This window comes from Shewanella sp. SM29, from assembly GCF_025654245.1.
GTDB classification, from domain to species: Bacteria; Pseudomonadota; Gammaproteobacteria; order Enterobacterales; family Shewanellaceae; genus Shewanella; species Shewanella oncorhynchi.
The window spans coordinates 106,019-131,275 of the sequence record NZ_JAKKRN010000003.1; the positions used below are offsets into that span (position 1 = coordinate 106,019).

Below are 25,257 nucleotides of genomic sequence, written 5' to 3' on the forward strand. Positions count from 1 at the left end.
TATCAGGGAACCTTATTAATGCAGATAAACCGAGCACAAGCAGTATTAATGCCGATTGAGGAGCAAGGTGAGTTGCTGACATATCCTTCCGTATCGCCTGCCCGTTCTTCTCACGATAGTTAAAACACGATAGTTAAGACTGTCAAGTTGGGTGCCAATACTGCCATCCTTCGGCAAGATCTTCACTTAAATTTTTGCATTGTGCCGCTTCTACCTTGTTTTCAATAAGTCGGTTATTTACACGTAAAGCTAAGTGAGAACTATTCTTATCTTGTTCGTTAGTGCCTATAATGCCGCCCTATTTTTAGATTGGTTTGTTAATAGGATGACGTTGAATGGGTTGCCTGCCTAAATGTGATAAGTGGAAAGCGAATAGAAATCTGTCGCTTATGGGATTATGTATATTGCCCTCAATGCCGTTGTACGCCGCTGAGGTATTGGGCGAGCCTAAGGTTGAGCCGATTGAGATCCTGCAGGTTCATGGGCAGCAATATCGCAGGGCTATCACAGTCGCTAAACCCGGTGAAGCGATTATTTCCATGGATCAAATCGAGGAGATGCAGGCGACAACTTTCGCCGAAGTGATCGATGATATGGCGGGGGCGCATATCGATGGCGGTACCCGCAGCGGCGGTGAGCGGATTAATATTTGGGGCTTTGGCGAGACTGAAGATTTTAACGTTTATGTGGATAATGCTCCGGTGGGATTTGAGCAGTATCGCTACGGCTCATTTTTCCTCGATCCTGACCTCATCAAACGAGTGGAAGTGATCAAAGGCGCCCATGATGTGCGCTCGGGCAATGGCGGTTTTGGTGGTGCCATGTATGTGGTCACTAAATCGGCTGATGATTTTCTTAAATATGATCAATCCCTTGGCGCGCGAGTCAAAACCAGCTACGCCAGCAATAATGACGCTATGGGTTATACGGGGACAGTTTATGGCCGCGTGAATTCACATCTATCTGGCTTGCTGCATCTTACGCGTCGCGATGCGGGGGATGTCACTTTAGCCAATGGTGAAGAGTTTGAATATTCAGGTTATGAGCAAAATAACTACCTAGGTAAGATGGATTACGCGCAGGGCGATCACCAATTAGCCTTGAGCGTGACCCATTATCTTGATGAGGGCCGCAAACCTTGGGCTAACCGCCGTGGCCCTATGCCTGCAATTTCGGACTACAACATTAAAAAGTACGGTTCCTACGAGCAGGCTCTGTATGCCACAACCGCCTACAACACCTATGAAGACAACACTTGGTCGGCAAATTATCGCTATTCGCCGAGTAATCCCCTGATCGATACCCAAGTGGTGATTTCCCATTCGGCGAATGCACGCCACTGGGTAAGACCCGATATCGCGTGGGAGAAAATGACGGTTTCCGTAGGCAACTTCGGTCACGAATCTTGGCTAGACTATAAACGTGACTACATTGATATTAACAACTTGAGCTTGATTGGTGACCATGAGATCACCACAGGATTACAGTACCGTAGTCTCGACCGCACTTCGCTCGTGTTTAACAAAAGTTATGAAACAAATCCCGAGAAAAACTTTGGCTGGTACACACCTTACTACCAACCTGAAGGCCGTCAAGATACCTATGCTGCCTATATTCGCGATGCAATTCATCTTACTAATGACTTAACTGTGACTCCCTCGCTGCGATATGACTTTATCTACAGCATAGGTCGACCCAATATTGCACCAGATTACAATGATATTGCTGCGGGCCATGACTATAGCTCAACCCATCATTCGGGGTTCTCACCCAGATTAGGCATAGATTATCAACTGACAAATCACGCTCGGTTAAACTTTGATTACGCTTATAGCTTGCAAGCCCCTGTGGTGGATGAGATTTATGCCGTGCAATACGCTAAAGCCAGCATTACCGGCACGAGTCGCGACATTGATGTCGAACGCTTACATGCCTTCAAATTAGGCCTAATGACGCAGCATCAGCATGTACTTGCCAATGAGGATGCTTTGTCGACGCAAATCACCCTGTTTGCCAATTTAGGTCGTGATGATATTGCCCAGCGCCGCGGAGCTAAGTCTGATAAAACCCAGTTAATTCAAAGTGGTTATACAAATCTTGATGGTTACCATATTTACGGTGCCGATTTTGAAGCCCAATATCGCTATCAAGATGTGTTCAGTGATCTTGCGGTTTCATGGCTGCAAGGACAGCACAATGGGTCACTCAGAGATAGCCAAGATGACGATGAATATTTAGCTAACATAGCCCCGCTCGATATTCGTCTGCGTTTAGGCATGTATATCACAGATGACATTTCTATCGCTTGGCAGGGCGCTTGGTATGATGCGCAAACCAATGTTCCCCACGGTGATATCTTTAATGCCGAGTCGCCAAGCGAAAATTACTTCCTACAGAATGTGTATCTCGCCTATGAACCTCAAGCCATCTTAAAGGGATTAAGTGTGCGTTTGATGGTAAAAAATCTTACGGATCTGCAAGTGGTGCCGTTTCTCTCCGATGGGATCCCCGCAGCTGGGCGTGATGTTCGTTTGAGTTTAGCCTATGAATTTTAAAGACTAATCACTAAGGCTGTGTGGACTAGGCATATATAGCTCATAAAAAATAGGGTTATATTGCCTCAGCCCCCTGCCGAAAAATGCCAGTTTATGGCATAATCCGCGTTTTACTAGGCATATAGAACAGAAAAATGACTGAAAATGAATTGCTAAGTCGCTGTGGCGGCAAGTGTGAACTGTGTGGCAGCGAGCTTGAACTCTCTATTTATGATCTGCCAGCCTCCGATGGCCGTGACAATGAGATCATGATTTGTGAAACCTGCAGTGGCCAAATTGCGGCACCGGATACCATGGACATGAACCATTGGCGTTGTCTGAATGACAGCATGTGGAGTCCTGTACCGGCAGTTCAAGTGATGTCATATCGTATGCTTAAGCGCTTAAATGGCGAAAGCTGGGCGCAAGATTTGCTGGATATGCTTTATCTTGAAGACGATTTAAAAGCGTGGGGTGATGCCGAAGTTGCCGCAGCAGGTGACGATGCTACGCCAACGTTAGACAGTAATGGTGCAGTGCTCAATGCTGGCGATACTGTGGTCATCATCAAAGACTTAAACGTGAAAGGCACTAGCTTTGTGGCTAAGCGTGGCACAGCTGTGCGTAACATTGCTTTGACCAACAACCCAGAGCATATCGAAGGCCGCGTTAACGGTACTCGTATTGTGATTCTGACGTGCTTCGTTAAAAAGTCTTAAGTTTCGCTTAGTGTGAGCGCGATTTATTTAGCTCAACACAATAAAAACCGCCATGATCGTTAGCCGACATGGCGGTTTTTTTATTTTAAATTAGATGGTTAAGATACACAGCGGGTGATTTGATATTGGCGTGCATAGCCCTGCGGATTAAATTGCCAAGATAATATCCACGCGATCACACTTAAGCCACCGAGTAATAACCAAGCACTGTTAAAGCTGTTGAAATTATCGCGAATTAATCCGGCAATCCAAGGCGAGATAGCCGCTATGGTATATCCCACACCCTGCACGAAGGCGGTTAATTTACCTGCTAACATAGGATTCTGTTGATGATCCATAGTGACAATCAGCCCGAGTGGAAAAATCCCGCCAATACCTAATCCTGCAAGTCCCGCCCATAAAAATAGCGATACTTGAGGGGCGAGTGCCAGTCCCATAAAGCCAATGAGTTGTAGCAAGCAGAGTAGGGCTATGATGGCGCGTCTATCCGTCGACTTGCTGGCAAGCCAAGGAAACACTAAGCCCGCGATCACTTCCATGCTGGTTAAAAAACCTAACACTAATCCAGATTGAGTTTGGCTATAACCTAGCTCGACCGCGTAGGGTGCTAACCATGCAAGTACGCAGACATAACAACTTGTGCCTAATGCAAAAAATATCGCCAATAGCCAACTGCGACGAAAACGCCAAAAGTTAAGTTGCAAAGCTTGCTCTTTTGCTTGGCTCGGTAATGCGGCTTTATGTTTAATCAGGAGCCACAGCACGAGTGCGAATATGCCTAGCCAAGTCCAATGACCTAGACCCGCGCGCCAACCTAAGTTCATCTCGATAAAAGGCGCGCTACTCGCCGCTAATGCGGCGCCGCCCATAATGGCGGTGACGTAAAGCCCCATCATTAAGGGCACCCGTTCACCGAAATTAAGCTTAATCATGGCGGGCATTATGGTTTGAATGAGGGCGATTGCGACCCCTGCCAGTAATGCCGAGCAGATAAGCCAATTGGCATCTATTGTCCAGAATCGCATTGCAGTAGCGGCGATCAGCAGTAGCAATGATCCTGTCATTACGGTATTGAATCCTAAGCGTTTGGCGATACTAAAGCCTACAAAACAACCCAGTCCCATGGCGAGCACGGGCAGCAATGTCAGCATAGATGCTAAGGTAAAACTTAAGCTGATATCCTTTTGTATGCTGGGCAGTAAAGGCCCAACGGAGGCGAGAATGGGCCGTAGATTTAGACCAATAAGGATGAACGCGAGTCCGAGCAGCAATAAATTCACTTTCTCTGTCAGGGGGGATCGCATGGATTGTCTCCAAAAATAAGCTGAGTTTGATTTGCTGAAAAAGTGATTTGTAGCAGCATTTAGCATACTCATGATGATTTCCTTTCAACAACAGTAGGTTGAAACCACATCACTACAATTCAAAAAGAATCTCTTTCAGATGTATCTTGATATAAAGATATTTTAATTCTGCGAGAAAATGACTAAGATGTAAAGAATGATGTAAAGAATCTTTATATTGAGATAAACCTATGACAGCTAAAATGACGCTAACTAATGCCAGTCCTGCGGATACTAACGCGAGTTCTACGGATAAAAAGAAAGCGGATTCGAATACTAAAGAAGATGGCCTCGATAGAATTGTTGAACAGTGGCAACAGCAAGGGGTTACTGAGGATTTGATCCCTATGGCTGTGCTCGGGCGAATCGCTCGTTTAACGAAATATATCGAAGTGGTACTGCTGCAATGCCACGCCGAATTTGGCTTAGGTCAGGGGGAGTTCGATGTGCTCGCGACGTTAAGGCGCTCGGGAGAGCCGTTCACACTCTCGCCTTCGCAACTTTATCAGAGCATGATGCTAAGTTCTGGCGCTATGACCAGTCGTTTAGACAGACTCGAAAATAAGGGGCTGATTGAGCGGGAGCACAGTAAGGAAGATCGCCGCGCCGTCCATGTCTCGTTAACTGCTGAGGGTAAGTCGCTCATTGATAAGGCATTACCTCAGCATATTCAATGTCAAAGTGCGTTGTTCGCGGGCGTGAGTGCTGAAGATAGGCCTGTGTTACTGCAGATTTTAAAATCTTGGCTGAACCAATTTGAGCCGCAATAATTCGTTTAAAATCCCACTTTAGTCTTTAAAGTCGGCTGATATGTAATAGCGGATCACTTTGGCAAAATGCGGTAAACATGAGCCAACCGCGCGGGATAACATTTGATAGAACAAGGGAGTTGCCATGGTAAAAAGACGTGAAGCATTTGAATTAGCGGGAAAACGAGTCACAGCTGGGACGCAATTAGGGATCAAGCTGCCTGCCGCTAAGTTGTATACCGATACGCAACTTGATATTCATGTGGAAGTGTTTCACGGAGCCAAACCTGGCCCGACTTTACTGGTTTGTGCCGCCATTCATGGGGATGAACTCAATGGTATCGAAATTTGTCGGCGTTTATTAGCCAGAGTGAATCCCAAGAATCTGACGGGCACGTTAATTGTGGTGCCAATAGTGAATGTGTTTGGTTTTATTCAGCAATCCCGTTATTTACCCGATCGTCGTGATTTAAATCGTTGCTTTCCTGGTTCTAGCAAAGGGGCGCTCGCAAGCCGTTTAGCTAATCTGTTTGCCACTCAGTTATTAGTTCATGCAACCCATGTGATTGATTTACATACAGGGGCCGTCCATAGGGATAATTTGCCGCAAATTCGCTGTGATACTAATGATGAGACTATGCTCGCCATGGCGAATGCCTTTGGTGCGCCGCTTATTATGCATTCTAAAGCGCGCAGTGTTTCGATGCGGGGCTACGCTAACCAGCAGGGCATTCCGTGTATTTTGTACGAGGCGGGCGAGGCACTGCGTTTCAGTGAATTGTCGATAAAATCCGGTCTCAAGGGCGTGCTCAATGTGATGCGCAGTTTAGATATGCTTAAAGGGCGAGTAAGTAACAAAGGCGCGAGTGTCAGTGCTATTCGCAGTTATTGGGTGCGCAGTGAATCCGATGGTTTAGTGAATATGAAGCTTAAACTCGGCCAGCGGGTGACTAAGGGTTATATCATTGCCCATATCGTTAGTCCTCACGGCGGTGACAGTGTGGCCATTCGCGCGCCAACCGACGGTATTATCATAGGAATAAGTAATATCCCTGTGACTAACGAAGGTGAGGGGATGTTTCATATCGCCCAGTTCGAAGGTGACGAGATTGAAATTGCCAACGAACAGCTCGATGAATTCCTGATGGAATATGCCTAGATTCTAGGTCCCATCATCCCTACAATTTAAATCGCTCTACTGAGCAGGTGAGTGAATGGGCAAGCAGAGTGACTTCGTTGCTGCGTTTGGCCATGTCCATAGCTTCATTGGCATTTTGGTCTGCAGATTGTGCCGCCTCACTCATGCTCGACTCAATCCGTTGGCTGTAATCTAACTGCTCGTGGGCGGCGTGGGTGATCTCTAGACTCATTTTATTGAGGGTATGTAAGGTGCTTTCTATGTGAGCGATAGCATCCTGCAGGGTTTGGCTTTGTCCGACACACTCATTTGCTTGATTTTGCCCCGTAGTAATTGCATCGGCTGCCGTGGACGTTTCTTTTTGCAGGGCCGTGATCATGGTTTGAATTTCGGCGGTGGCGGCTTGGGTGCGTGAGGCAAGTGATCGCACTTCATCGGCCACGACGGCAAAACCACGACCATGTTCCCCCGCTCTGGCGGCTTCAATGGCGGCGTTCAGTGCCAGCAAATTGGTTTGTTCGGCAATGCTGCTAATGGTGGTTAAAATGCTGCCAATATTATCGCTTTGAATGCTCAAGCGAGACATGACTTCAACTGAGCTACTTAAACGGGCGCTCAGTTCGGCAATTTTATTGCGATTATCATCGGCAATTTGCTTCACTTGATTACCGTATTTCGAGGCTTGACTGATTTGTCTCGCCGACTCACTGGCCTGTTCTGTCACTAGATTTGAGCTAGTAAACATCTGTTCTGCCAAGGCTTTCGTTTCATCGACTCGACTGATTTGCGCCGTTGCGGCATTGGCGATGCGCTGGCCTTGCTCATTGGTTTGCGTGGCAGAGCTGTCCAATGAATGGGCATTTTGGCTGATATTGGTTAACAGCTTGGCAAGATCGTCACTCAAGGTATTCATGTTATCGATTAGGGCACCAAATTCATCGTTATGGCGTTTATGAATGCGTTTAGATAAATCCCCTTGGGCGATACTGGCGAGTGCGCCGTTCACTAAGGCTAAGGGATTGAGCATAGCCTTGGAGGTGAAGAAAGAGATAAAGCTCACCATGATGATAAATACCAGTGCGAGTACAATCGCTAGGGTTTGACCCTGTTGAATATCATTACTGGCGATGGTTTGCAGGCTGGTAAATCGGCGGTCGGCTAAGTTGATTAACTTATCTAAGGCGAGATTATTCGCATTAAACTCTTTATCGGCATCGAGGTAATGTTGCTCTGCTTGTTGTTGTGCCTCAACTACGGCTTGTTGCACTTTATAAAGTTCGGCAGGCGCTGCGAGTAAGGTATTGATAATCGCATATTCTTGCTCGAATGTTTGCAGTAGGCCTAAGGTATCAAGCCCATCAGTTTGTTGTTTTAAAAAGGTAAAGTTAGTGGTGAGATTTCCCAGTAAAATACCGACATCCTGTTGGTGCGATTGAATAACATCCAAACTTTGAGTGTGGATCAGTTCCCCCATAGTGTTGGCTAGCGTATAGAGCATGTCGTCAATGCGAGTACCTGTGCCGACAATTTCTTCGAGTAAAGTCGGATTATCGGGGATGGAAAGAGTTTCGAGATCAATCATCGCATTACTGGCGTTGGTCTTGGCATGGTTAAAGCGCTCAAAGAGTTGCAGGTACTGCCGTTTTGCTTGTTCATTGGCGAGTTTAGCGCTAAACATGGCTTGGCTTTGCTGCAAATAGGCTTGGTATCTTGCCTGCGCTTCGTTTAGGGATGTTTGCATCTTAGGTTGATCTGCAACTCGCTCAATTAACTCATTTTCGATACTTTGATATTTCTTCTGCAGCGCGGTAAATGCTTGCTGACTTTTGGTTAAGGCGGCAGTGTCTTGCTGACTATGGGCTAGGGTGGCAAGGCGTGACATTTTTAATAGCACTAGTTGTAAGCTATTACTCTGCTTTTGCACGGGTACGGCTAAGGTTTCAATATTTTGATAGGCGGTTTGCACTTGGGAGAGTGAATAGTAGAAAAAGCTACTACCAGCGATGAGCAGCGCGCCAATTGCACTAAAACTAAAGATGATTTTTTGTTTTATGGTAAGCGTTAACATAGTGCGAAAACCTCTTCTATGACTGTCCCTGTAAAATGGGTTTATTAATGGTTAGATCGCTGTTTTCGTTGAAATATTGATTTAAGTGTAGCAGAGTTCGTCATAAGTACAGTGATTAGTTCAATTGAACGTTTAGATTTAATTTAGGTTAACTAATTGGTTTTATTATTTAAAATAATCTCAACCCTATCTTGAAAAGGATTAAAGATGAAATCAGTCGTGTTAGGTGAAAACCTTATCGTACCGACAAAAATTCTCTGCATTGGGCGTAACTATGTTGAGCATATCCATGAATTAGGTAACGAAATCCCCGAGGATATGGTGGTATTTTTAAAGCCCAATTCGGCTATTTCGACTGTGCTTCATTCTGAGCATCAAGGGGAAACCTTGCATTATGAAACCGAGCTGTGTTTTATGTTTCAAAATGGCCGTTTCAGTAGCGTCGCCGTCGGTTTAGATCTCACAAAACGTGATTTGCAAACTAAGTTAAAAGCTAAGGGATTACCTTGGGAGCGAGCAAAAGCCTTCGATGGTGCTGCGTTATTCAGTCCGTTTGTGGCGATTGATGATGCAGAGGCACAGCTGCATTTCACCTTGAGTATCAACGATAACTTGGTCCAAGAGGGGCATATCGATTTAATGATTTACAAACCTCAGACCATATTGTCCGAGCTACAGGCATTTATCAGTCTCGATGAGGGCGATATCGTAATGACAGGCACGCCCAAGGGCGTGGGAAGCATTCCCGCTAAAAGTGTATTTAACGTCACGCTGAGCCGTGGCCTGCAAGCGAGTGCTGAACCCTTACTCGAATGGCAGTGGTTAAGTGTTTAGTGATAAATCGCTGAGTTGCTCGCATGATTGAACCTGATGACGTAAAAAAGACTGCTGTATTGCAGGTGCCAACTTGCCAGCCACTGCAACAATATTTGATTGCGTTAGGGGCGAGTCAAGCTGCTGTTGAACGTTACTTACCACAGTTTAAAGCGTTAAACGTGCCGGCGGGAGAGGTGCTTCTTGGCCAAGGAAATGAGCAGTCACAGGCATATTTTGTGGTGGATGGTATCGTGCGCGCTTGCCATTATACACAGGAGGGCACAGAGCGCTGTAAGGAGTTTTATTTCGAGGGTGAACTGTGTTTTTTGTATGTCAGTTGGCTTAAGCAAATTCCCGCTCGTTACCAATTAGAGGCCTTAAGCACCTGTAAACTTATCCAAATGCCGTTATCTGTGTTGGATGATACTTCGCTGCAGTCAGTGCAACTTGGGTTACTTAAACAGCAATTATTGTATAAAGAACAAAAGGAAGCCTTTTTACTGCTGCACACACCTGAGCAACGTTATCTGTATTTACGCGAACATTCACCACTTTGGCTTGAGCGGTTAAGCCAAGGTCAGCTAGCTAATTATATTGGCATTACGGCAATCAGTTTGTCGCGTATGCGTAGACGACTTCAAGACTCTCTTTAACGGTTTTTGCTCCCAGTTAACTTAAGTTAATGCGCTAAAGCGCGATTCCCATGATGCTGCGCTTTAAGTTGCGCTCTCAAGTCTGTAAGCTTTCAATCTGAGTGCGCATTATTACTTAAAGCGAAGGAGCTTAATAAGTTGACTGCGTTTACTTTGTCTCAAATTTTGGTGGCGATAGCAATTATCTTCGATCTGATTTCGTTTCAATTTAAGGCGCGGGAGCGGATAGTCGCTTGCCTTTTTGTGTCTGGCATCTTGATTTCAATTCATTTTTGTTTGTTGGAGCAATGGACTGCCGCAGGCTTAATGGGCATAGCCACAGTGCGTTATCTGACCAGTATTTTTACCACCTCAAAAGTAGCCCTATGGTGTTTCTCTATTGCTGCACTTGTGATGAGCATTGTGACCTTTAATGGGGTAACGACTGTGATCAGTTGTATAGGCACCTTGTTTCAAACCCGCGCCGCATTCTGTCAAAGGGATAAAAATCTCAGACTGCTTATGATAGTCGGAACCAGTTTTTGGCTCGTTCACAATGCCTTAGTGGGATCGCCTGTGGCAGTGTTAATGGAGGTACTCTTTATTGGCAGTAATTTGGTGGGCTATTATCGACACTATTTTCGTGGGCAGCTTAAGCAACTGCCGTGATCAGTTTAAATAATCTCATTGATAATTAGAGATATTATATTTTATAACGGCTAATCACTGGGGACTGTTGTAATCGTCGCTTGGCCGCCGATGTGAAGCTAATGCCAGTGTGGGTTGGCTCTGGAATGATTAGAGTCCCGCGACGGCTTCCATATCCAGTTCGATATCTGTGCAGCCTTTAGCACAGTAGATCCCTGCCGCTTGTTCTGCTTTTGCCTGCTCTGGCAATATCACTTTAAGTGTCTGTTTACAGCTAGGACATTGCACTGGCTTACCTTTAAATACCCGTTTAATCAGATTTTTCTGTTCATTAAACGAGGTTGCTGTGGTTTGGTTTAACACGGCAAAGGGGCTAGTAGAAGCAGTTGTCATCGGTTGGCAGATCCTTAGGCTTGATAAAGTGTTATCACGAGAGTGTTATCGCGAATAGCGAGATTATAGCCTGAGTTGCGCTGTTATTGAAAAGCTTCAATGTAAGCTCATGCTTAACCCATCGACCAGTGGTATTAATAGTCAATTAACGTATCGGCCATCACATGTGATGGCCGACATTGTGCGATGAACGATTAGAGGGAGCTTTGCCAAGTCGATGGGCGAGAGTAACGTGCGCCATCTTTGACTCTGGCGCGGATGTGTTTGACATCATTAAGCTTGAAAGCTTGGCGGTAGCTTAGCCAAGGTCCTGAGTCGAGTTGGTATTCCAACTCGGCATTGGGATATAAGCTATTGACCACTAACTGCTGATGTTCAACACGTATCCCAGGCGGTGATATGCGATAGAAAATTCCCGCTTTAGCTAACTTAGGTTGTACCTTATTGGCATAAACCGCGGTGAAAATTTGCCAATCCTGTTTGAGGACTTGCTCGGCTTGGCCCTTGAGTTGGCGGGCGAAATGTTGAGTTTGCTGACTATAGATTTTACCTTGATAATCATAGGCTAATTCCCATGGCGCCTTATGCCATGCCCGTTCGGCGAGGGCGACCATGCGCGGGAATAACATGTATTCTGCTTGCTCGTCCGATTGCACCATTTCGCTCCAAAGATGCCCCTGCAAGCCGTAAAAACTGTGTCCCGGTTTGAGCTGGCTGTGGCTATCGTCCGACACAAATGGCTGATTTAAGCTATTGTGCCAGCGCTCGGCATGGGCGGGCAGGTTGTCGGGCATAAAGCTAAACACCTTAAAACTGTCTATTGCCCTCGAGGCCCAATGATTGCCGCGCTCATCTGGATGGCTAGCGTAGGGGAAATCGAAATAGGTGACTTCTGGCGTTGAGATAACGACCTTCCAGCCAAGATTTGCTTGCTTATGGGCGATTTGATGGCCGTTGTTTGAAATCTGCGACCAAGCGTTAGATTGCACTTGGGCTGGCATGTTTTCGGGGCGCACTTCACCCATGCCATCATTCCAACCAGCGGCAATAATCCCTTTCTCCGCCAGCATGTTAGCAACGCGCTCAATAAAGTAACCATTGAGCGAATGCAGTCCGGCTAACTCATCGGCTTTTTGTTGCTTCATTGCGATACATGCAGGGGATTCTACCCAAGCGCCCGCAGTTTCATCGGCGCCTATGTGGTAATGCACTAAAGGAATGCCTACGGCTTGGTGCATTTTTTTGACTTCATCAATCACAGTATCGATAAAGTGATAGGTGCTCGGCAGACACACATTGAGTGTGTTGTCGTGGTAATACTGAATCGACGAATATTGGGTTTTATCTGCAAATTCAGTCAGTAAAAACTCCTCCGCCTTAGCTTTGTCTCCCTTGGCGAGGTAATGGTGATAACGCGCCTCCATGGATTTTATTGCGGCGCGTGAATGCCCCGGCATGTCCAGTGAAGGGATCACTTCGATATGGTGAGCATCAGCCAGTTGTAATATTGCTTGGTATTGCGCCACGGTTAAGTAGCCATCGACGGGGTTTACGTCCGCTATGCCACTGCCCAGTTGTGGCAATAAACAGGTTTGCTCGGTTAAATCGAAACAGCGTTTTGCACCCACATCGGTCAGTTCAGGTAAGCCGGGGATGGCTAAACGCCAGCCTTCATCGTCGGCTAAGTGCAAGTGCAGCTTATTGATTTTATAGGCGGCGAGCTGTGGGATAATGCGTTTAATAAAATCGAGCGAGTGAAAGTTACGGGCTAAATCGATATGTAGGCCGCGAAAGGCGTAGCGAGGCTGGTCTTGAATATCGATGGCGACCAGTTGATCGTCACTTAAACTGATCAACCCAGCTAGGCTCTGTAGGCCATAGAAGAGTCCCGCCTCAGTGCTCGCTCGAATACTGATTTGCTCAGTCGTTATGGTTAACCGATAGGCTTCGCTGCTTTTAATTTCACTTTCATGGGCTTCAGTGCTGGCGACCTTAGGTGCTTGAGTATCGAGTTGCAATAATAGCGGCGTGCCTTTGTCCTTGGCCGAAAAGCCTAAAGAATCGAGGTAATTAAATGCCGCCTGCCGTCCCTTAAAATCGACAGTTGCAGCCGTGAGTCGATAACCTTTAGCAAGGGATAAAGGCGCCGAGTTTAGGCTTTGGCTATGAAGTGGCGTGGGGATGAGTTTGCCGCTAATGTCAGGTGCTTTGTCTGCGGCTAAGGCTTGATATTGCTCTGCTAAATACTGGCCATCGGCAAAGGGGGTTGCATCGTTTTTTGCCAGTAAGAATTGTTTCTCGGCATTAAAAAGCGCGAGGTAGTCTTGCTCGGCTAAACCTGTTTCTTTATCGCGCCTTGTTTGAGTGCTCTTTATGACCTGCGCCTTATCGCCCATAGCGACAAAGAAGTTTGGCATAAACTCGGAACGGGTGATTTGGCTGCCTTTGCTGTAAAACTCAATGCGATAAACTTGATTGGCGACGAAGCCCTTAAAGCTGGCTTTAGGAGTGATTTTATGTAAATCACCATTGATATGCTCAATGCTAAAGTCACCCGCATCGACGAAATAAACGGGGGATAATTGGCTGAAATAAATTTGCCAGTCGCCGTGATTTAACTCTTCGCTGGATAACTTGTCGTTCGATAGCTGAGTGGGCAAGGTCAGCTCAATGGCGGAGCGATAGCATTGGGCTTCTTTAGCGGGACAGGTTTCAAGATAACTAGCGGTTAGCTGATAATTTAATTGGAGCTTATCGGCCAATTGATTCAGCGCGACATGATTTGCCTCCTGCACAGCATTGGCGGCCTGTACTGATGGCATCGCAAGTATTGAAAGCACCGACGCCACGGGAAGCACTGCCATGACGCCGCTGACTAAGGCCGTCTTAATCCCCTGCCACTTAATCATCCCTCTTTGTTTTATTAGTCCTTTCACTTAGCTGAGTCCTTTTGTTGTAAAAACCACTGCGCCGCGTCGATCAATTGCTGGAGCATTGTGATGTTGGTTGAACTTGTTTGATTTTCTGTTGTTGTAAAAACCACTGCGCGGCACCTATGAGGGCTGCATTGTGATGTTGGCTGGCTGAAATCGTCAAGTCTGTCAGTTGCGGGCCATACACTAAGCTTTGCAATTTCTGTTTAAGCGCTTCAATAAAAAAGGGAAAGCTTTGGCTGACTGAGCCGCCAAGGATGATATCTTTGGGATCGTATACCAGTAAGGTTTGGGCGATCATGTGCGCCAAGTGTTCGCCAAAATGGGCGAAGGCTTGTAGCGCTTGGCTGTCACCTTCACAGGCTTTTTGGTACAAATGCTCGCCACTCATGTGATGATGAGTGGTGAAGTATTGCCCCGAGCAGTAGTGCTCAATAATGCCATCACGATAACTCAAACTACCTATTTCACCTGCGGCGCAATGTTTACCCGAATACAGCTGACCATTAAAAATCACCCCAGCGCCTACGCCAGTGCCTAAGGTAATCCCGAGCATGTCTTGATTGTGATTGAGTACAGCTTCGCCGAGGGCAAAGAGGTTAGCGTCATTATTCACAACAACATCCATTTCAAAGGTATTTTGCAGTTGCTGGGCTAACCGCGTTGCCGTTAGTGCTGGGATGTTGAGCACTTCGAGTAAAGTGCCGCTGTGCATATCCACCATACCGGGCACCCCGATGGAAACTCCATTGGTTTCAGGCGTGAGGTGGCTGTGGATACAGGTCACGAGGAAATCGAATAACTGTTCGAAATTGCCATCGGCGGGAACAGGATACCGCCAAGTGTCGAGTAAGGTTTTACCTTCCACCTGTGCCAACATCAGTTTAGTTCCCCCAAGATCTAAACATAGGACGCTCATAATAGCTTGTTGCCTCTCGTGTTGTTTGTTGCCATCGGCTCGTCATTCTTTGAGGCCGCTTTTGTTGAAAATAATGTGGTGTTTTTAATTAAGGGACGAGCCGTTAGGGCGACATAGCCTATGTATGCCATAGGAATTAACAGCACTAACATCCCGAGCCGTAATTCGCCGGACAGCTCACTGATAACACCAATGATCGGCGAGATAAACGCGCCGCCGATAATGCCGGTACAGAGAATGCCGGCGAATGATCCATGATCTTGAGTGCGCGAATTAAGCGCCAGCGAGAAGATCACCGACCACATGATAGAAATGAAAAAGCCAACCAATGGGAAACAAATTAATGTTAGTTGGTTCGGCCCCCAAATCGCCACCAGAAAACAAACCAGTGAACTAAGGGAAAAACTGAGCAGCAAGATCTGACTGTCGATAAGTTTAAGTAGTAGCAAACCGAGTAGGCAGCCGAGCGTCATGTAAAACCAAAAATCGCTAACTACATTGGCGCCGACACTTAAGGTATCAAGACCATGATATTGCAGCAAAAAGACTGAGATACTGTTAGCAAGCCCTTGCTCAAGCGCAACGTAGGCGGCGATAGCGAAGAAGAATTTCAAAACGGTTTTATCTTTGAAAAGGCGTAAATGGGTCTCGAGGGCACCTGCCGACTCATCTGCCAGTTTATTCACTTTGGGCATCTTCACTAGGCTGGCAAAGAGCACCATGGCGAGCGCGACCACGGCGAATAACCAGTACATGGCGAGCCAACTCATGTTCTCTGGCAATAGCTGTTGCACATAGTTGGCTGATGCAACACTGGCTTGATCTAAGGCGACAAAATGCTGATACACCAGCGGCGCTAAGGTCGCGGCGCCGCCAAAGGCAAGTTGGGCCAGTACGGAGAAAAAGGCAAAATGCTCTGGCCCCGCAGCTTGTCGCAATAAGGGATTCACTGCTACCTGCAATAAACTCATGCCAGTGCCAATACAAAACAGGCTAAACATGGCGATGCTAAAGGTGGGCAGACACACAAAAGTCACGGCGCCGATAAACGCTAGGCTAAAGGCTAAGATGATCACCCGTTTTTCACCGTACTTGTCCACCAAAATTCCCGCAGGAATCGATGTCACTCCGTAGGCGATAAAAAACGCAAAGGGAAATAACCCCGCCAACGTCAGGCCGATAGCATAACTGTCAATTAACGCAGGGAAAATCGGCCCCATACTGTTGGTCATCAAGGAAATCACAAAGAAAGTACAGAGGACAAACAGAATGATGAGTTTGTGTTTCATGTGCTTAGCCAATTGAATGAAGTGAAATTCATTGTGGACTGACACTCGCTATGGCGGTGATACGAATGGTGCCTCTGTCGATACTTTTCTCACATATGCAAATCCTGTTCGCGCAGATTTGGCTGATTTACATCAGGTGCAGTTAATACGAGCTGTAGATACTGGCGATAGATACGAGTTGCAGATAGCTGCTGCGGATGAGCATAGATAAAGCTGTGTTTTAGTATCTGCTGATAAAGTGTTTACTTGTAAAATAGTTACCTTTAATTAACATTGGATAGAATAGTATTAGAGTAACGGAGTTGAGTATCACAGTAGGGCTGACTTGCTATAGACAATAGTGCGCGAGGCACAGCGATTTCGCCGAGCTGATAGGTCAAGGCTGGCATTTAAAAATAAGGTCTAAGTGATTGAATAATTTAACAGGATGGAATAACGGCTAGCTTGAGTGAGTGGCGTTGATGTGTAAGGGCTGATTGAAGCTAAGGTAAAGGAATGAGTAACTGGAGTTTAATGGATGAAACCTCTGTGTGAAAAAGTGATCCCCGATGAAAACAGCTCTTGGCGTTACTTTCGTTATGAATGGGACCACATGGATCTCAACTGGCATTATCACCCCGAGTACGAAATCTGCTTAACCCTCAACAGTTATGGCATGCGTTATGTGGGCGATCATATTGCCCGCTATGGCGATTATGATTTAGTGATCATCGGTCCAGACATGCCCCACGGCTGGCAATCCGAGGCTAACCTTGATGTTTTAACTAACGAGATATCAAATGGCAACGCGCTAAAAGACGGCACTTCGAATGCGAGGGTGCAGGAAGTCGTTTATGTGGCACAAATTCCAGCGGTCTGGCTACACCAAATTGTGAATGAGCAACGTGAGTTAGCGTCTTTGCATTCACTTTTGACCCATGCCAAACGAGGTGTGTTGTTTAGTGAGGAAACGGCGCGTAAGGCCCATAGTGTGTTTATCGCGATGGAGACGGCCAATCCTTTTAGACGCTATATTTTGTTATTGGAATTATTAGGGTTATTACAACAGGATAGTCAGCAAGAACTCTTGTCGAGCACCTTGTTTACCCACGGTAGTAAACTCGACTTTACCGTGAAAAAGCTCGATAAAGTGATTGAGCATATTTATGACAATTACACTCAGGCCTTGTCGGCACAGGATTTGGCAAAGTTAGCGCACATGAGCACCAATCACTTCCATCGATTCTTTAAAAAACGCACCGAGAAAACCTTAACTGAGTTTATCAATCAACTCAGGATAGCTAAGGCGTGCAAGTTACTGCTGTCAAATCAAAGTCCGATATCAACCATCAGCGATCAGTGTGGTTTCAACAACTTATCCAATTTTAATCGGCGCTTTATTCAATTTAAAGGTGTCACGCCGAGTCGTTTTCGTCAGTGCTTTAGCAGTAAACAAAGGGCAATTTAACCATTCTTATCACGGATGCTTAGGTTGAAAATACTGCTCCACTAAGGTTTGGCTGTAGCGTATCGCTTGCGCCGTGATCTCCGCTGAAATCGGCTCAAATGGGCGCTTCAGTTTTGGGTCGCGGTAATCCATTCCCGCTAACAGCGCATACCAAGAAGGGCGAAAGTAGGCGAGTTGCTGATCGTATTGGTAAAGCAGTAAATCAAAGTCTTCCCCTTGATACCAAGCTTGCAATAGTTGCGTCAGCCTTTGGGAAATGGTGACTTTTCTCGCCGCCAACCAATAGGGTTCGCTGCGCTGGCTGGTGACATAATGGGCCTGAATATAATCCTTTATGCCGAGCACTAACTGCATGACCGCCTGATTGAGTGTTTGTCGACTTAAGGTCTCTGCCTGCTTATTCAATTGATAGCGCTCGAATAATGACATAAATCTTTCAAGGGTGAATTGGGTCATCATGATCGACGTGGCTTCGAGCGGTTCGATAAAACTTTGCGCAAGTCCTATCGCCAGCACATTGTTGTGCCAAGCCTTGTCACTGACGCCGACCCGCAGCTTGAGAAACCGCACTTGGGTCGACTCGGGTAAATTTACACTGTGCAATAATTCCTTAGCCGCGGCATTGGCACTGAGGTGGCGACTGCTATAAACATAGCCATTACCAAGCCTGTGGGTGAGGGGGATTTGCCATAGCCAGCCCGCACTGAGCGCCGTGGCGCGGGTATGATACTTGACCTGCTGTGCTTGGGTCTGAATGGAGTCCATTAATACGGGTACAGTGACGGCGCTGTCGTTGAGTAACTCCTCGGCGAAGGATTGAAAGGGCACGCCTAGGGCTTTATGAATTAACTTAGCGCTAAAGCCACTGGCATCGATAAAAAAGTCGGCGTTAAGTCGTTCGCCATTCGCCAGCATTAAGGTGTCTATATGTTGGTTTTGGGATGTTGAAACTTCAATGACATCGCCGATGAGGTGTTTTACGCCGCGTTGGCAAGCGTATTCTTTTAAGTAGTTGGCAAGTTCAGTGGCATCGAAGTGATAGCCGTATTCGTTAGCGTAGGGCAACGCTTTATTCGGCCTTGGGCTGAGATTGTGTTTGGCCAGTACACCGCTTGAGAAAAATGCATCGGGTTTAACGGCATTGCCATGCCCTCGGCGTCTTGCATTGGCGTTGATAAAAAAGACTTCGGCGGGTTTTACATCCATTTGAAAATAGAAAGGGTGGAAATATTGCTGCCCGTCACCATTCCAATTGATAAAGTCGATGCCGGTTTTATAGCTGGCGTGGCATTGTTCCATCCAATCTTTTTCGCTAATGCCTAAGTTGTCCATAAAGCGTTTTAAGTGTGGCGTCGAGCCTTCGCCAACGCCGATAGTGCCTATGTTGTCCGATTCCACTAAACAGAGTTCAATGGCGGCAAATACGGGGTTATTCGCGAGGGCGGCCGCGGCCATCCAGCCTGCGGTACCGCCACCTAAGATAATGATTTTTCTGATTGCTTGTTTCACTTTCATGGCTTATCCCCGCTGCATTATCAACGCAAAAAGCCGACCCTAAGGTCGGCTATAGTGTGACTCAAGTTTAAAATTTGTAGCTGGCACCGACGAAATAACGTGAACCAAATTCGATGGTATTTTGCGTCAATCCATATTTAACATCATAGGATTGCACCACTTCATTGGTTAAGTTAACCCCTTCGAGTGAGATATCTAAGTTCTCCATTGCATGCCAAATAATCGAGGCATCGACTTGTTGATAGCTGTCGTTTAACACGTTTTGAATATTACCTACGCCTAAGTATTCTGAACGCCAGTTATAGGCGATACGGGCGCTGAACAGATCATCTTCGTAGAAGAGTGAACCGTTGAAGGAGTTTTCTGATACGCCTTCAATCATCTGCTCGGTGCCATCAGGGCGAGTGCTTTTACTGTCAACATAGGTGTAGTTGGTTAAGAAGCCAAAACCGCTTTCAAAGTTATGTTGTAACTGGATTTCAAGCCCAGTCACTGAGCCGCTACCGCCGTTGGCTGGGGCTGTGACACGGCATTTATCCCACTCGGATTCTGACGCGCCGCAACCTTCAATGTATTGAGTCGACTCAGTGACAAACACTACGTTATCAATATCTTTGTAGAACAATGCTGCCGACAGCATAGAAGATTCAGTGAAGTACCATTCGATGCCAAGGTCGGCTTGGTTCGCCTTATAGGGTTTTAAATTGGGATTACCGCCGGTCGCAGTACCAAAGTTTTTCGCTATCGCTAAGCCAGGTTTAAGATCGCTGTAGTTGTTACGTGCCATCACGGCAGAGGCCGAAGCACGTAGGATTAAATCTTCTTGCAGATCGAAGGCGACGTTGATACTCGGCAACCAATTATCGTAATTAACGGATTCATTGTAGGGTTTGCCATCGGCAAAACCGGTTGAGGTTTGGTCTGTGTTAACGTAACGCAAACCAAAGTTACCACGATAGAATTCGCCGCTGAAATCCGCTTGGGCGTACAGGGCCAACATATCCTCTTCGACAGTGAAGGTGTTACCGAGATCGGCGACTTCCACTAACTCGCCATTGGCGTATTTCTCGCTGATAAACGCCCACCATTTGTCTTCATCTAACTTGGCATAGGAGTCGAGCACATTGCCGCCGCTTTGGGAATGCAGGCCAGACAGTACGCCATCGCTCCAGTTGGCTAGGTTGCCATTAGGCACGAAACCTAGGATTTCTGCGGGGTTACGATTGAAGGCATTGCGCTCGAAATCACTGGTGTTGTACTTAATCCCGACTGCAATTTTATTAATAAAATCATGCTCGAGTTGATATTCGAAGTCAGACTGGGCGTAGGTGACTTTATGATCTTGCACTGTGGTTTCGTAGTTGGCTTCCTGCGCATGCTTGAACTGGCTAGCATCGTTGGCATCTAGGCTCGTGAGCACCACTTGATAGGGACCTGTGGCATCGTAACTAAAGCCACCATCGACACTGCCTTGACCATTAGGGAAGGCGGGATCGCCAATTTTGCCGCCTTGGTCCGTCGCAGGGATCCACCAAGAAGATGAGCCGCCTTGGGTGCCGCCATCTGAGGTCGATTGGCCAATGACGCCACTAACCGTAAAACTGTCTCCGACGTATTTTCCGGTTAAGTTGAGTACGTCAGACTTCATATTAACCGCGTGGCGTACCACAGGGTTATAAATAATCGACGCATACGCTGGCAGAATTGTTGCCGATGCTGTGCCGCCTTGGGCGTTATTTACTACGTTGGTGGAGCCCGAACCGCGGGCGCCAACGGTTAAGAAGTTATGGTTTACGTGGGGGATATCGAGTTCAAAATTAAAGTAATCTAAAGTGAACTCTGTTTTTTCAGTCGGTGCAAATTGCAGTGTAACTTGGGCACTGGTCCGTTCACGTTCGGCCCTAAACGCCTGTGAGCCAATCCCCCACGCCCCGACAGTTGATTCTTGGTTTTGTGCAGGATCAGCGGCGAAGTATTCATAATAACCACTGAGAGATTCCAGTACTTGGCGGCCGCTGGTAATTTTTTCTACTGAATAGGCGCCTAAAATGCCGAACTTTTCATCGTCATTTTTCCAGCTTCCGAGGAATGAGCCACTCGGGTCTGTTTCATCGTACAGGCTGCTTTGGCTCAGCTCGCCAGCGACTTGATAGGTGTGGGCATCGAGATCTAAGGGCTTGCGGGTTTTGAGATCGACAGTGCCGCCCAGCGCACCTTCTTCAAGGCTAGCGGTTGGCGTTTTGTGGACTTCAACCGCACTGACTTGCTCGGCTGACAATAATTCCATGTTGAAGGTACGAGTGGCAGGACCAAGATCATACCAAGAGGTGCTCGCAACGGTTTGACCGTTCAGCAAAATACGACTCTGTTCTGGCGCTGTACCACGAATGGTGACCCCACTCACTTCACCGTATTGCCTATCGACCGTCACCCCAGAAATTCGCTGCAGCGCATCACCGATATTTTTATCGGGAAACTTACCGATATCTTCCGAGGTGATAGCATCGACCGTGGAGTCGGCGAAGCGTTTGGTATTCATTGAGGCTTCAATCGAGCGACGTATGCCGCGTACTTGGATTACCTCAATATTTTCTGCCGTTGCCTCTTGTTGCTCCGCCGCGACTGCGGTTGAGCTCATCCCGAACAAGGCGTTAGCGATACATAATGCGAGCAAAGAGCTCTTAAATAGTTGACCTTCTGACATGTTATTGCATCCCTGTAGTGCTTTTATGTTGTTTTTTTCTCCAGTTAACTTACCTGTTATCGAATTGTTGATGCGGTACTTTTCACACTAGGATTGGTATTTTTCTATTGTCTTTGAAGCCTTGGGTAAGGGGGATCGTTAATACCAATCGTATTAAATATCTGTTCATTCAGCGGGAATTCAACGCGCTTTAGACAAGGCGAAGGCTTGAAGGCATAGTGGTGCTCTGTCGAAAGCCTTAAACGCAGTATAAAGCGCGTTGAAACCCGCCCTTTGGGAGCCACACAGGTATCCCACTCCGGTGTTGCATTGACTTAAAAGGGAATGACCATTTCTGCGTCAATGCGCCTTGGATTGAAATGCCTGTGAGGCTCTGAACTGATTAGATATTTAATGTGATTGGTATAACTGGGGCAAAGGCAGGATTTATCGACTTAGCGTAGAAAAGTATGGCTTGTTGCTAGGATGGTATAACTAATGCCGGCGGGATTACTCACTATAGATAAGCTAAACGGATGAGTGAACTCGCTGTCTACAGGTTATGAATTAACCAGTGCGTAAAGAGAACTAACTTATTCATCTTTAAACATTATTTATAGGATGAAATCATGAAACTGAAATCGATAGCCGTTGCAGTTGGGCTTTGTGTTGCGAGCTTGAGTACTGGCTTAAGTGCGGCCTACGCCAGCGATAAAACCATTTACCTTACCTTTGATGATGGTCCAATTGACGCGACCTTAGGGCTGTTAGATGCGTTAAAGGATGCCAATATTAAGGCGACGTTCTTTATTAATGCGTTTCATATGTATGGCGAAGGGGATGAAAACGAGGCGTTAGCGGCTGTCGCCCTACAACGTTTGCTAGACGATGGCCATATTCTGGCAAACCACAGTTACGATCATATGCTGCATAACTGCACTGATGGCGTGCAATCTGGGGCGGCATATTGTAATCAAGTTGGACTCTGGCCTGTAAAATCCTATCAAGATGCGGCCACCGATTTCACCTATTTTGTGACGAACACGGCCAAAGTGGTTGAACTTATTCCTAATGCCGCCAGTTATCCCAATAACAAGATGACTAAGTTGGCACGTTTGCCTTACACCAATGGTTGGCGAGTGACCAGTAAACTCAAAGGCGACGGCTTGTGTGCGACATCCGATACTGTGCCGCCTTGGGATCCTGCTTTTGCTTGTACTGCAGAAACCTCGACCAACAGTTCGCAAGTTGCGGTGCAAATTCAAAACATGCTCGCCGAGAGTGACTATAAAATATTTGGCTGGGATCTAGATTGGGGACCTGAGGATTGGGGGGTTGCCTTTCCTGCTGAATCTATGGCCGATGGGGTTGAGCTGGTGGCAAAAGTCAATCAAGTGATCAACACCTGTGCGGGCACCACAATGAACCCTCTTAACAGTCGTACGCAGAACTTAGATTGTAGTGATGGTTTACATAACGGGAAAGTGGTTATCTTGACCCACGACTTCTTGTTTGAGAATGCTCACCGCGGACAAGGTGCAACCATCAACTTGCCTAAAATTAAGCGTTTTGTTGAAGAAGCTCAACGTCAAGGATATCGTTTTGATACGCTAGATAACTATGCCCCTGCTTGGCAGGATCAGCATAATTATCAACTACCTGAGTTTGTGTCCTATCAAGATAAAATCTATTCTTTAGTGCAAGCGCATTTCTCCCAAAGCAATTGGCAACCAAGCCAAACCCCAGCCTTGTGGAAAAACGAAAAGTAGTGATGTATTGGGCTGAGTATTTACTCGGCCCATCATATTGGTCGAGTAAAAGGCATGTTGCTGAACTTAGCCTGACAAAATTCAAAATAGCGGCATTTTTTACACTTTACCCACTTCGCTTTAACTCAGTATCTGTAATACTGCTCCGACATTGATTTGAAGTTTATCGGTGTTAGAAAAGTAGCGCATAACGAGCGCGATTGGGGAGAGAAGATGAGTACGTTTGTAAAATTAACCATAGCGGCAACCTTAGTGGTATTAGCCTTACTTGCTGCGGGTATTTACCGTTTCAACATGACCAATGATGATATTTATATGGTGATGGAAGATGGACAGGTGATGCAATACGATGAAGCCATGGCGCATGAAAAAACTCAGGCTCAGGCGAATGAGATCGAAACTGTGACACCTTTTGAGGTAAAGCCTGTGGCGAATGCATCGGAAGTGATGCTCAAACTCTTTAGCTTAAATACCGCCAATCCTGTTGAAATAACGCTGCCTGAGGGCGGCAAGTCCGTTGCACTGACTCATTTTATTAAGATCAAACAAACAGAGTTTGCTATGGGCGATTACCAAGATGGTGAGGTAAAAGGTCGAGCATTACTCGATTACTTGCGCATTACACCGTTAAATTTCGATCCCGCTCTAGAGCCGGACACCCAAAGTGACGCACCGATTCAAGATGATCCTAAAATGCAAACTATGCCCTTTGTGGCGCCCTTTATTGTGACGACTCAAGGTTCGGGCGTATTTTGGTATCTTGGATTGTTTAATCTGGATTTTAAACACAATAGCTTGAAACACTTAGGCAGTGTCATGCTTGGCGATCGAATCGAGGTGGATAGTATTGAACCTGTTTATCCTTTTGAAGCCCCATTTAAAATTGCTGTGACTTATCGTGATAGAGCGTCTGACCAACCCATGTCTGAAACCCCTGAAATAGTCAAAACCATAGAGATGATAGTGAGTGAGACCAGCATACATAAGTAACGTGTAAATGCCATTATGGATCTACGTAGGCTTATGCTAAGTTGTTTTTCGGTCTGTGGGTGATGTTTGCTTCAGTAGCAAGCGTTAGCAGGTAATAGGTCAGCATAAGATTTCGACAAGGAGAGTGTCATGCAAGTTAGCAAAATCACTGGGAAATTTGATGTTAAGCTCACTCCTGATAGCCCCTATGCTACTGGTATTGGTGGTGTGACGTTAGGACGTATGGGCTTAGATAAAACCTTTTATGGTGAGCTTGAGGGGCGCAGCAAGGGGGAAATGCTCAGTGCTATGACGTCAGTCAAGGGCTCAGCTGGTTATGTGGCCATTGAACAAGTGGTTGGTAACTTGTGCGGTAAGCAGGGCAGTTTTGTGTTACAACATTTTGGCATTATGACCGATGGACAAAATCGTCTGATCTTAGAAGTGGTACCCCATTCTGGGGCGGGGGAGTTGCAGGGGTTAACTGGCACTATGACCATCAATATTGAGAATGGCCAACATTTTTATGCATTCCAGTTTGGCTTTGAAGCTTAGTTTGGCTTTGAAGCTTGAGTAACGCCTGTGTTTTAGCTCAGTTTTCTGTAACTCTTCTTCTTTATTATCATTCGAGTCATCTTAATTCACTCCTCTTAATTTAAGCGAGTAAGTCTTTTCGATTGAGTCTGAAAATGG

General features: G+C 46.4%; 20 protein-coding genes. 11 read left to right on the top strand and 9 right to left on the bottom strand.

Going from position 1 to position 25,257, the window contains the following annotated elements:
- Nucleotides 1-335: 335 nt before the first annotated feature.
- Entirely contained in the window at nucleotides 336-2,555 is a 2,220-nt protein-coding gene (locus L5L77_RS02915; RefSeq protein ID WP_263191336.1) for a TonB-dependent receptor, read from the top strand.
- 134 nt (nucleotides 2,556-2,689) lie between these two features.
- A complete protein-coding gene (locus tag L5L77_RS02920) occupies nucleotides 2,690-3,253 on the top strand; it encodes a PhnA domain-containing protein (RefSeq protein WP_011790067.1) in 564 nt (187 codons plus the stop codon).
- A 98-nt stretch (nucleotides 3,254-3,351) separates the two neighbouring features.
- Here the strand turns inward: L5L77_RS02920 and L5L77_RS02925 are convergent, their stop codons facing one another.
- Nucleotides 3,352-4,557, bottom strand: a complete 1,206-nt coding sequence (locus tag L5L77_RS02925) for an MFS transporter (protein WP_263221994.1) — start codon at nucleotides 4,555-4,557, stop codon at nucleotides 3,352-3,354.
- Between the two features lie 230 nt (nucleotides 4,558-4,787).
- On the opposite strand from L5L77_RS02925, the gene L5L77_RS02930 reads away from it, so the two are divergent.
- Both L5L77_RS02930 and L5L77_RS02935 read left to right on the top strand, forming a co-directional pair.
- A complete protein-coding gene (locus L5L77_RS02930) occupies nucleotides 4,788-5,366 on the top strand; it encodes a MarR family winged helix-turn-helix transcriptional regulator (RefSeq protein ID WP_198572063.1) in 579 nt (192 codons plus the stop codon).
- A gap of 124 nt (nucleotides 5,367-5,490) precedes the next feature.
- Nucleotides 5,491-6,504, top strand: a complete 1,014-nt coding sequence (locus L5L77_RS02935) for a succinylglutamate desuccinylase/aspartoacylase family protein (protein WP_028760658.1) — start codon at nucleotides 5,491-5,493, stop codon at nucleotides 6,502-6,504.
- Nucleotides 6,505-6,523: 19 nt separating this feature from the next.
- On the opposite strand, the gene L5L77_RS02940 is transcribed toward L5L77_RS02935, so the two are convergent.
- Nucleotides 6,524-8,551 (bottom strand): methyl-accepting chemotaxis protein, encoded by a 2,028-nt coding sequence (locus L5L77_RS02940; RefSeq protein ID WP_263221996.1) that lies wholly within the window; start codon nucleotides 8,549-8,551, stop codon nucleotides 6,524-6,526.
- A gap of 207 nt (nucleotides 8,552-8,758) precedes the next feature.
- On the opposite strand from L5L77_RS02940, the gene L5L77_RS02945 reads away from it, so the two are divergent.
- The 3 genes from L5L77_RS02945 (at nucleotide 8,759) to L5L77_RS02955 (ending at nucleotide 10,668) form a co-directional block, all read left to right on the top strand.
- On the top strand, nucleotides 8,759-9,385 hold the full coding sequence (locus L5L77_RS02945; RefSeq protein WP_131525338.1) for a fumarylacetoacetate hydrolase family protein: 627 nt from the start codon (nucleotides 8,759-8,761) through the stop codon (nucleotides 9,383-9,385).
- 23 nt (nucleotides 9,386-9,408) lie between these two features.
- A complete protein-coding gene (locus L5L77_RS02950; RefSeq protein ID WP_219253582.1) occupies nucleotides 9,409-10,020 on the top strand; it encodes a Crp/Fnr family transcriptional regulator in 612 nt (203 codons plus the stop codon).
- Nucleotides 10,021-10,158: 138 nt separating this feature from the next.
- Nucleotides 10,159-10,668 (top strand): YgjV family protein, encoded by a 510-nt coding sequence (locus L5L77_RS02955; protein ID WP_263160708.1) that lies wholly within the window; start codon nucleotides 10,159-10,161, stop codon nucleotides 10,666-10,668.
- Nucleotides 10,669-10,797: 129 nt separating this feature from the next.
- On the opposite strand, the gene L5L77_RS02960 is transcribed toward L5L77_RS02955, so the two are convergent.
- From L5L77_RS02960 to L5L77_RS02975, 4 genes are all read right to left on the bottom strand, one after another.
- Nucleotides 10,798-11,040 (bottom strand): hypothetical protein, encoded by a 243-nt coding sequence (locus L5L77_RS02960; RefSeq protein ID WP_006080930.1) that lies wholly within the window; start codon nucleotides 11,038-11,040, stop codon nucleotides 10,798-10,800.
- A 194-nt stretch (nucleotides 11,041-11,234) separates the two neighbouring features.
- Complete coding sequence (locus tag L5L77_RS02965) at nucleotides 11,235-13,976, bottom strand: family 20 glycosylhydrolase (protein WP_263221999.1); 2,742 nt, start codon at nucleotides 13,974-13,976, stop codon at nucleotides 11,235-11,237.
- 43 nt (nucleotides 13,977-14,019) lie between these two features.
- Nucleotides 14,020-14,892: an ROK family protein gene (locus L5L77_RS02970; protein WP_263222002.1), complete on the bottom strand. Its 873-nt coding sequence runs from the start codon at nucleotides 14,890-14,892 to the stop codon at nucleotides 14,020-14,022.
- Nucleotides 14,889-16,181 (bottom strand): MFS transporter, encoded by a 1,293-nt coding sequence (locus tag L5L77_RS02975; protein ID WP_263222005.1) that lies wholly within the window; start codon nucleotides 16,179-16,181, stop codon nucleotides 14,889-14,891. Before L5L77_RS02975 ends, L5L77_RS02970 begins: the two co-directional genes overlap by 4 nt.
- Nucleotides 16,182-16,698: 517 nt before the next feature.
- Here L5L77_RS02975 and L5L77_RS02980 point away from each other — a divergent pair.
- Nucleotides 16,699-17,628 carry an AraC family transcriptional regulator gene (locus L5L77_RS02980; RefSeq protein ID WP_263222007.1) on the top strand — a complete coding sequence of 310 codons (930 nt, stop codon included), beginning with the start codon at nucleotides 16,699-16,701 and terminating at the stop codon, nucleotides 17,626-17,628.
- A 9-nt stretch (nucleotides 17,629-17,637) separates the two neighbouring features.
- Here the strand turns inward: L5L77_RS02980 and L5L77_RS02985 are convergent, their stop codons facing one another.
- From L5L77_RS02985 to L5L77_RS02995, 3 genes are all read right to left on the bottom strand, one after another.
- Nucleotides 17,638-19,143, bottom strand: coding sequence for a tryptophan halogenase family protein (locus L5L77_RS02985; protein WP_263222009.1), 1,506 nt, complete (start codon nucleotides 19,141-19,143; stop codon nucleotides 17,638-17,640).
- Between the two features lie 67 nt (nucleotides 19,144-19,210).
- The gene (locus tag L5L77_RS02990) at nucleotides 19,211-21,847 is read right to left on the bottom strand and encodes a TonB-dependent receptor (RefSeq protein WP_263222011.1); all 2,637 of its coding nucleotides are present in this window, start codon (nucleotides 21,845-21,847) and stop codon (nucleotides 19,211-19,213) included.
- Nucleotides 21,848-21,951: 104 nt separating this feature from the next.
- On the bottom strand, nucleotides 21,952-22,131 hold the full coding sequence (locus L5L77_RS02995) for a hypothetical protein (protein ID WP_263175372.1): 180 nt from the start codon (nucleotides 22,129-22,131) through the stop codon (nucleotides 21,952-21,954).
- 324 nt (nucleotides 22,132-22,455) lie between these two features.
- On the opposite strand from L5L77_RS02995, the gene L5L77_RS03000 reads away from it, so the two are divergent.
- The 3 genes from L5L77_RS03000 to L5L77_RS03010 all read left to right on the top strand — a co-directional run bounded on the left by L5L77_RS03000 (nucleotide 22,456) and on the right by L5L77_RS03010 (nucleotide 25,119).
- On the top strand, nucleotides 22,456-23,595 hold the full coding sequence (locus L5L77_RS03000) for a polysaccharide deacetylase family protein (RefSeq protein WP_113941063.1): 1,140 nt from the start codon (nucleotides 22,456-22,458) through the stop codon (nucleotides 23,593-23,595).
- A 213-nt stretch (nucleotides 23,596-23,808) separates the two neighbouring features.
- Entirely contained in the window at nucleotides 23,809-24,585 is a 777-nt protein-coding gene (locus L5L77_RS03005; protein ID WP_263160695.1) for a hypothetical protein, read from the top strand.
- A 129-nt stretch (nucleotides 24,586-24,714) separates the two neighbouring features.
- Entirely contained in the window at nucleotides 24,715-25,119 is a 405-nt protein-coding gene (locus L5L77_RS03010) for a DUF3224 domain-containing protein (protein WP_131525327.1), read from the top strand.
- Nucleotides 25,120-25,257 lie beyond the last annotated feature (138 nt).

What these genes read in the sequence shown, in the direction of transcription:
- L5L77_RS02915 (WP_263191336.1), top strand. Translation starts at nt 336, where the DNA reads ATGGGTTGCCTGCCTAAATGTGATAAGTGGAAAGCGAATAGAAATCTG.
- L5L77_RS02920 (WP_011790067.1), top strand. Translation starts at nt 2,690, where the DNA reads ATGACTGAAAATGAATTGCTAAGTCGCTGTGGCGGCAAGTGTGAACTG.
- L5L77_RS02925 (WP_263221994.1), bottom strand. Translation starts at nt 4,557, where the DNA reads ATGCGATCCCCCCTGACAGAGAAAGTGAATTTATTGCTGCTCGGACTC.
- L5L77_RS02930 (WP_198572063.1), top strand. Translation starts at nt 4,788, where the DNA reads ATGACAGCTAAAATGACGCTAACTAATGCCAGTCCTGCGGATACTAAC.
- L5L77_RS02935 (WP_028760658.1), top strand. Translation starts at nt 5,491, where the DNA reads ATGGTAAAAAGACGTGAAGCATTTGAATTAGCGGGAAAACGAGTCACA.
- L5L77_RS02940 (WP_263221996.1), bottom strand. Translation starts at nt 8,551, where the DNA reads ATGTTAACGCTTACCATAAAACAAAAAATCATCTTTAGTTTTAGTGCA.
- L5L77_RS02945 (WP_131525338.1), top strand. Translation starts at nt 8,759, where the DNA reads ATGAAATCAGTCGTGTTAGGTGAAAACCTTATCGTACCGACAAAAATT.
- L5L77_RS02950 (WP_219253582.1), top strand. Translation starts at nt 9,409, where the DNA reads ATGATTGAACCTGATGACGTAAAAAAGACTGCTGTATTGCAGGTGCCA.
- L5L77_RS02960 (WP_006080930.1), bottom strand. Translation starts at nt 11,040, where the DNA reads ATGACAACTGCTTCTACTAGCCCCTTTGCCGTGTTAAACCAAACCACA.
- L5L77_RS02970 (WP_263222002.1), bottom strand. Translation starts at nt 14,892, where the DNA reads ATGAGCGTCCTATGTTTAGATCTTGGGGGAACTAAACTGATGTTGGCA.
- L5L77_RS02975 (WP_263222005.1), bottom strand. Translation starts at nt 16,181, where the DNA reads ATGAAACACAAACTCATCATTCTGTTTGTCCTCTGTACTTTCTTTGTG.
- L5L77_RS02980 (WP_263222007.1), top strand. Translation starts at nt 16,699, where the DNA reads ATGAAACCTCTGTGTGAAAAAGTGATCCCCGATGAAAACAGCTCTTGG.
- L5L77_RS02985 (WP_263222009.1), bottom strand. Translation starts at nt 19,143, where the DNA reads ATGAAAGTGAAACAAGCAATCAGAAAAATCATTATCTTAGGTGGCGGT.
- L5L77_RS02990 (WP_263222011.1), bottom strand. Translation starts at nt 21,847, where the DNA reads ATGTCAGAAGGTCAACTATTTAAGAGCTCTTTGCTCGCATTATGTATC.
- L5L77_RS03000 (WP_113941063.1), top strand. Translation starts at nt 22,456, where the DNA reads ATGAAACTGAAATCGATAGCCGTTGCAGTTGGGCTTTGTGTTGCGAGC.
- L5L77_RS03005 (WP_263160695.1), top strand. Translation starts at nt 23,809, where the DNA reads ATGAGTACGTTTGTAAAATTAACCATAGCGGCAACCTTAGTGGTATTA.
- L5L77_RS03010 (WP_131525327.1), top strand. Translation starts at nt 24,715, where the DNA reads ATGCAAGTTAGCAAAATCACTGGGAAATTTGATGTTAAGCTCACTCCT.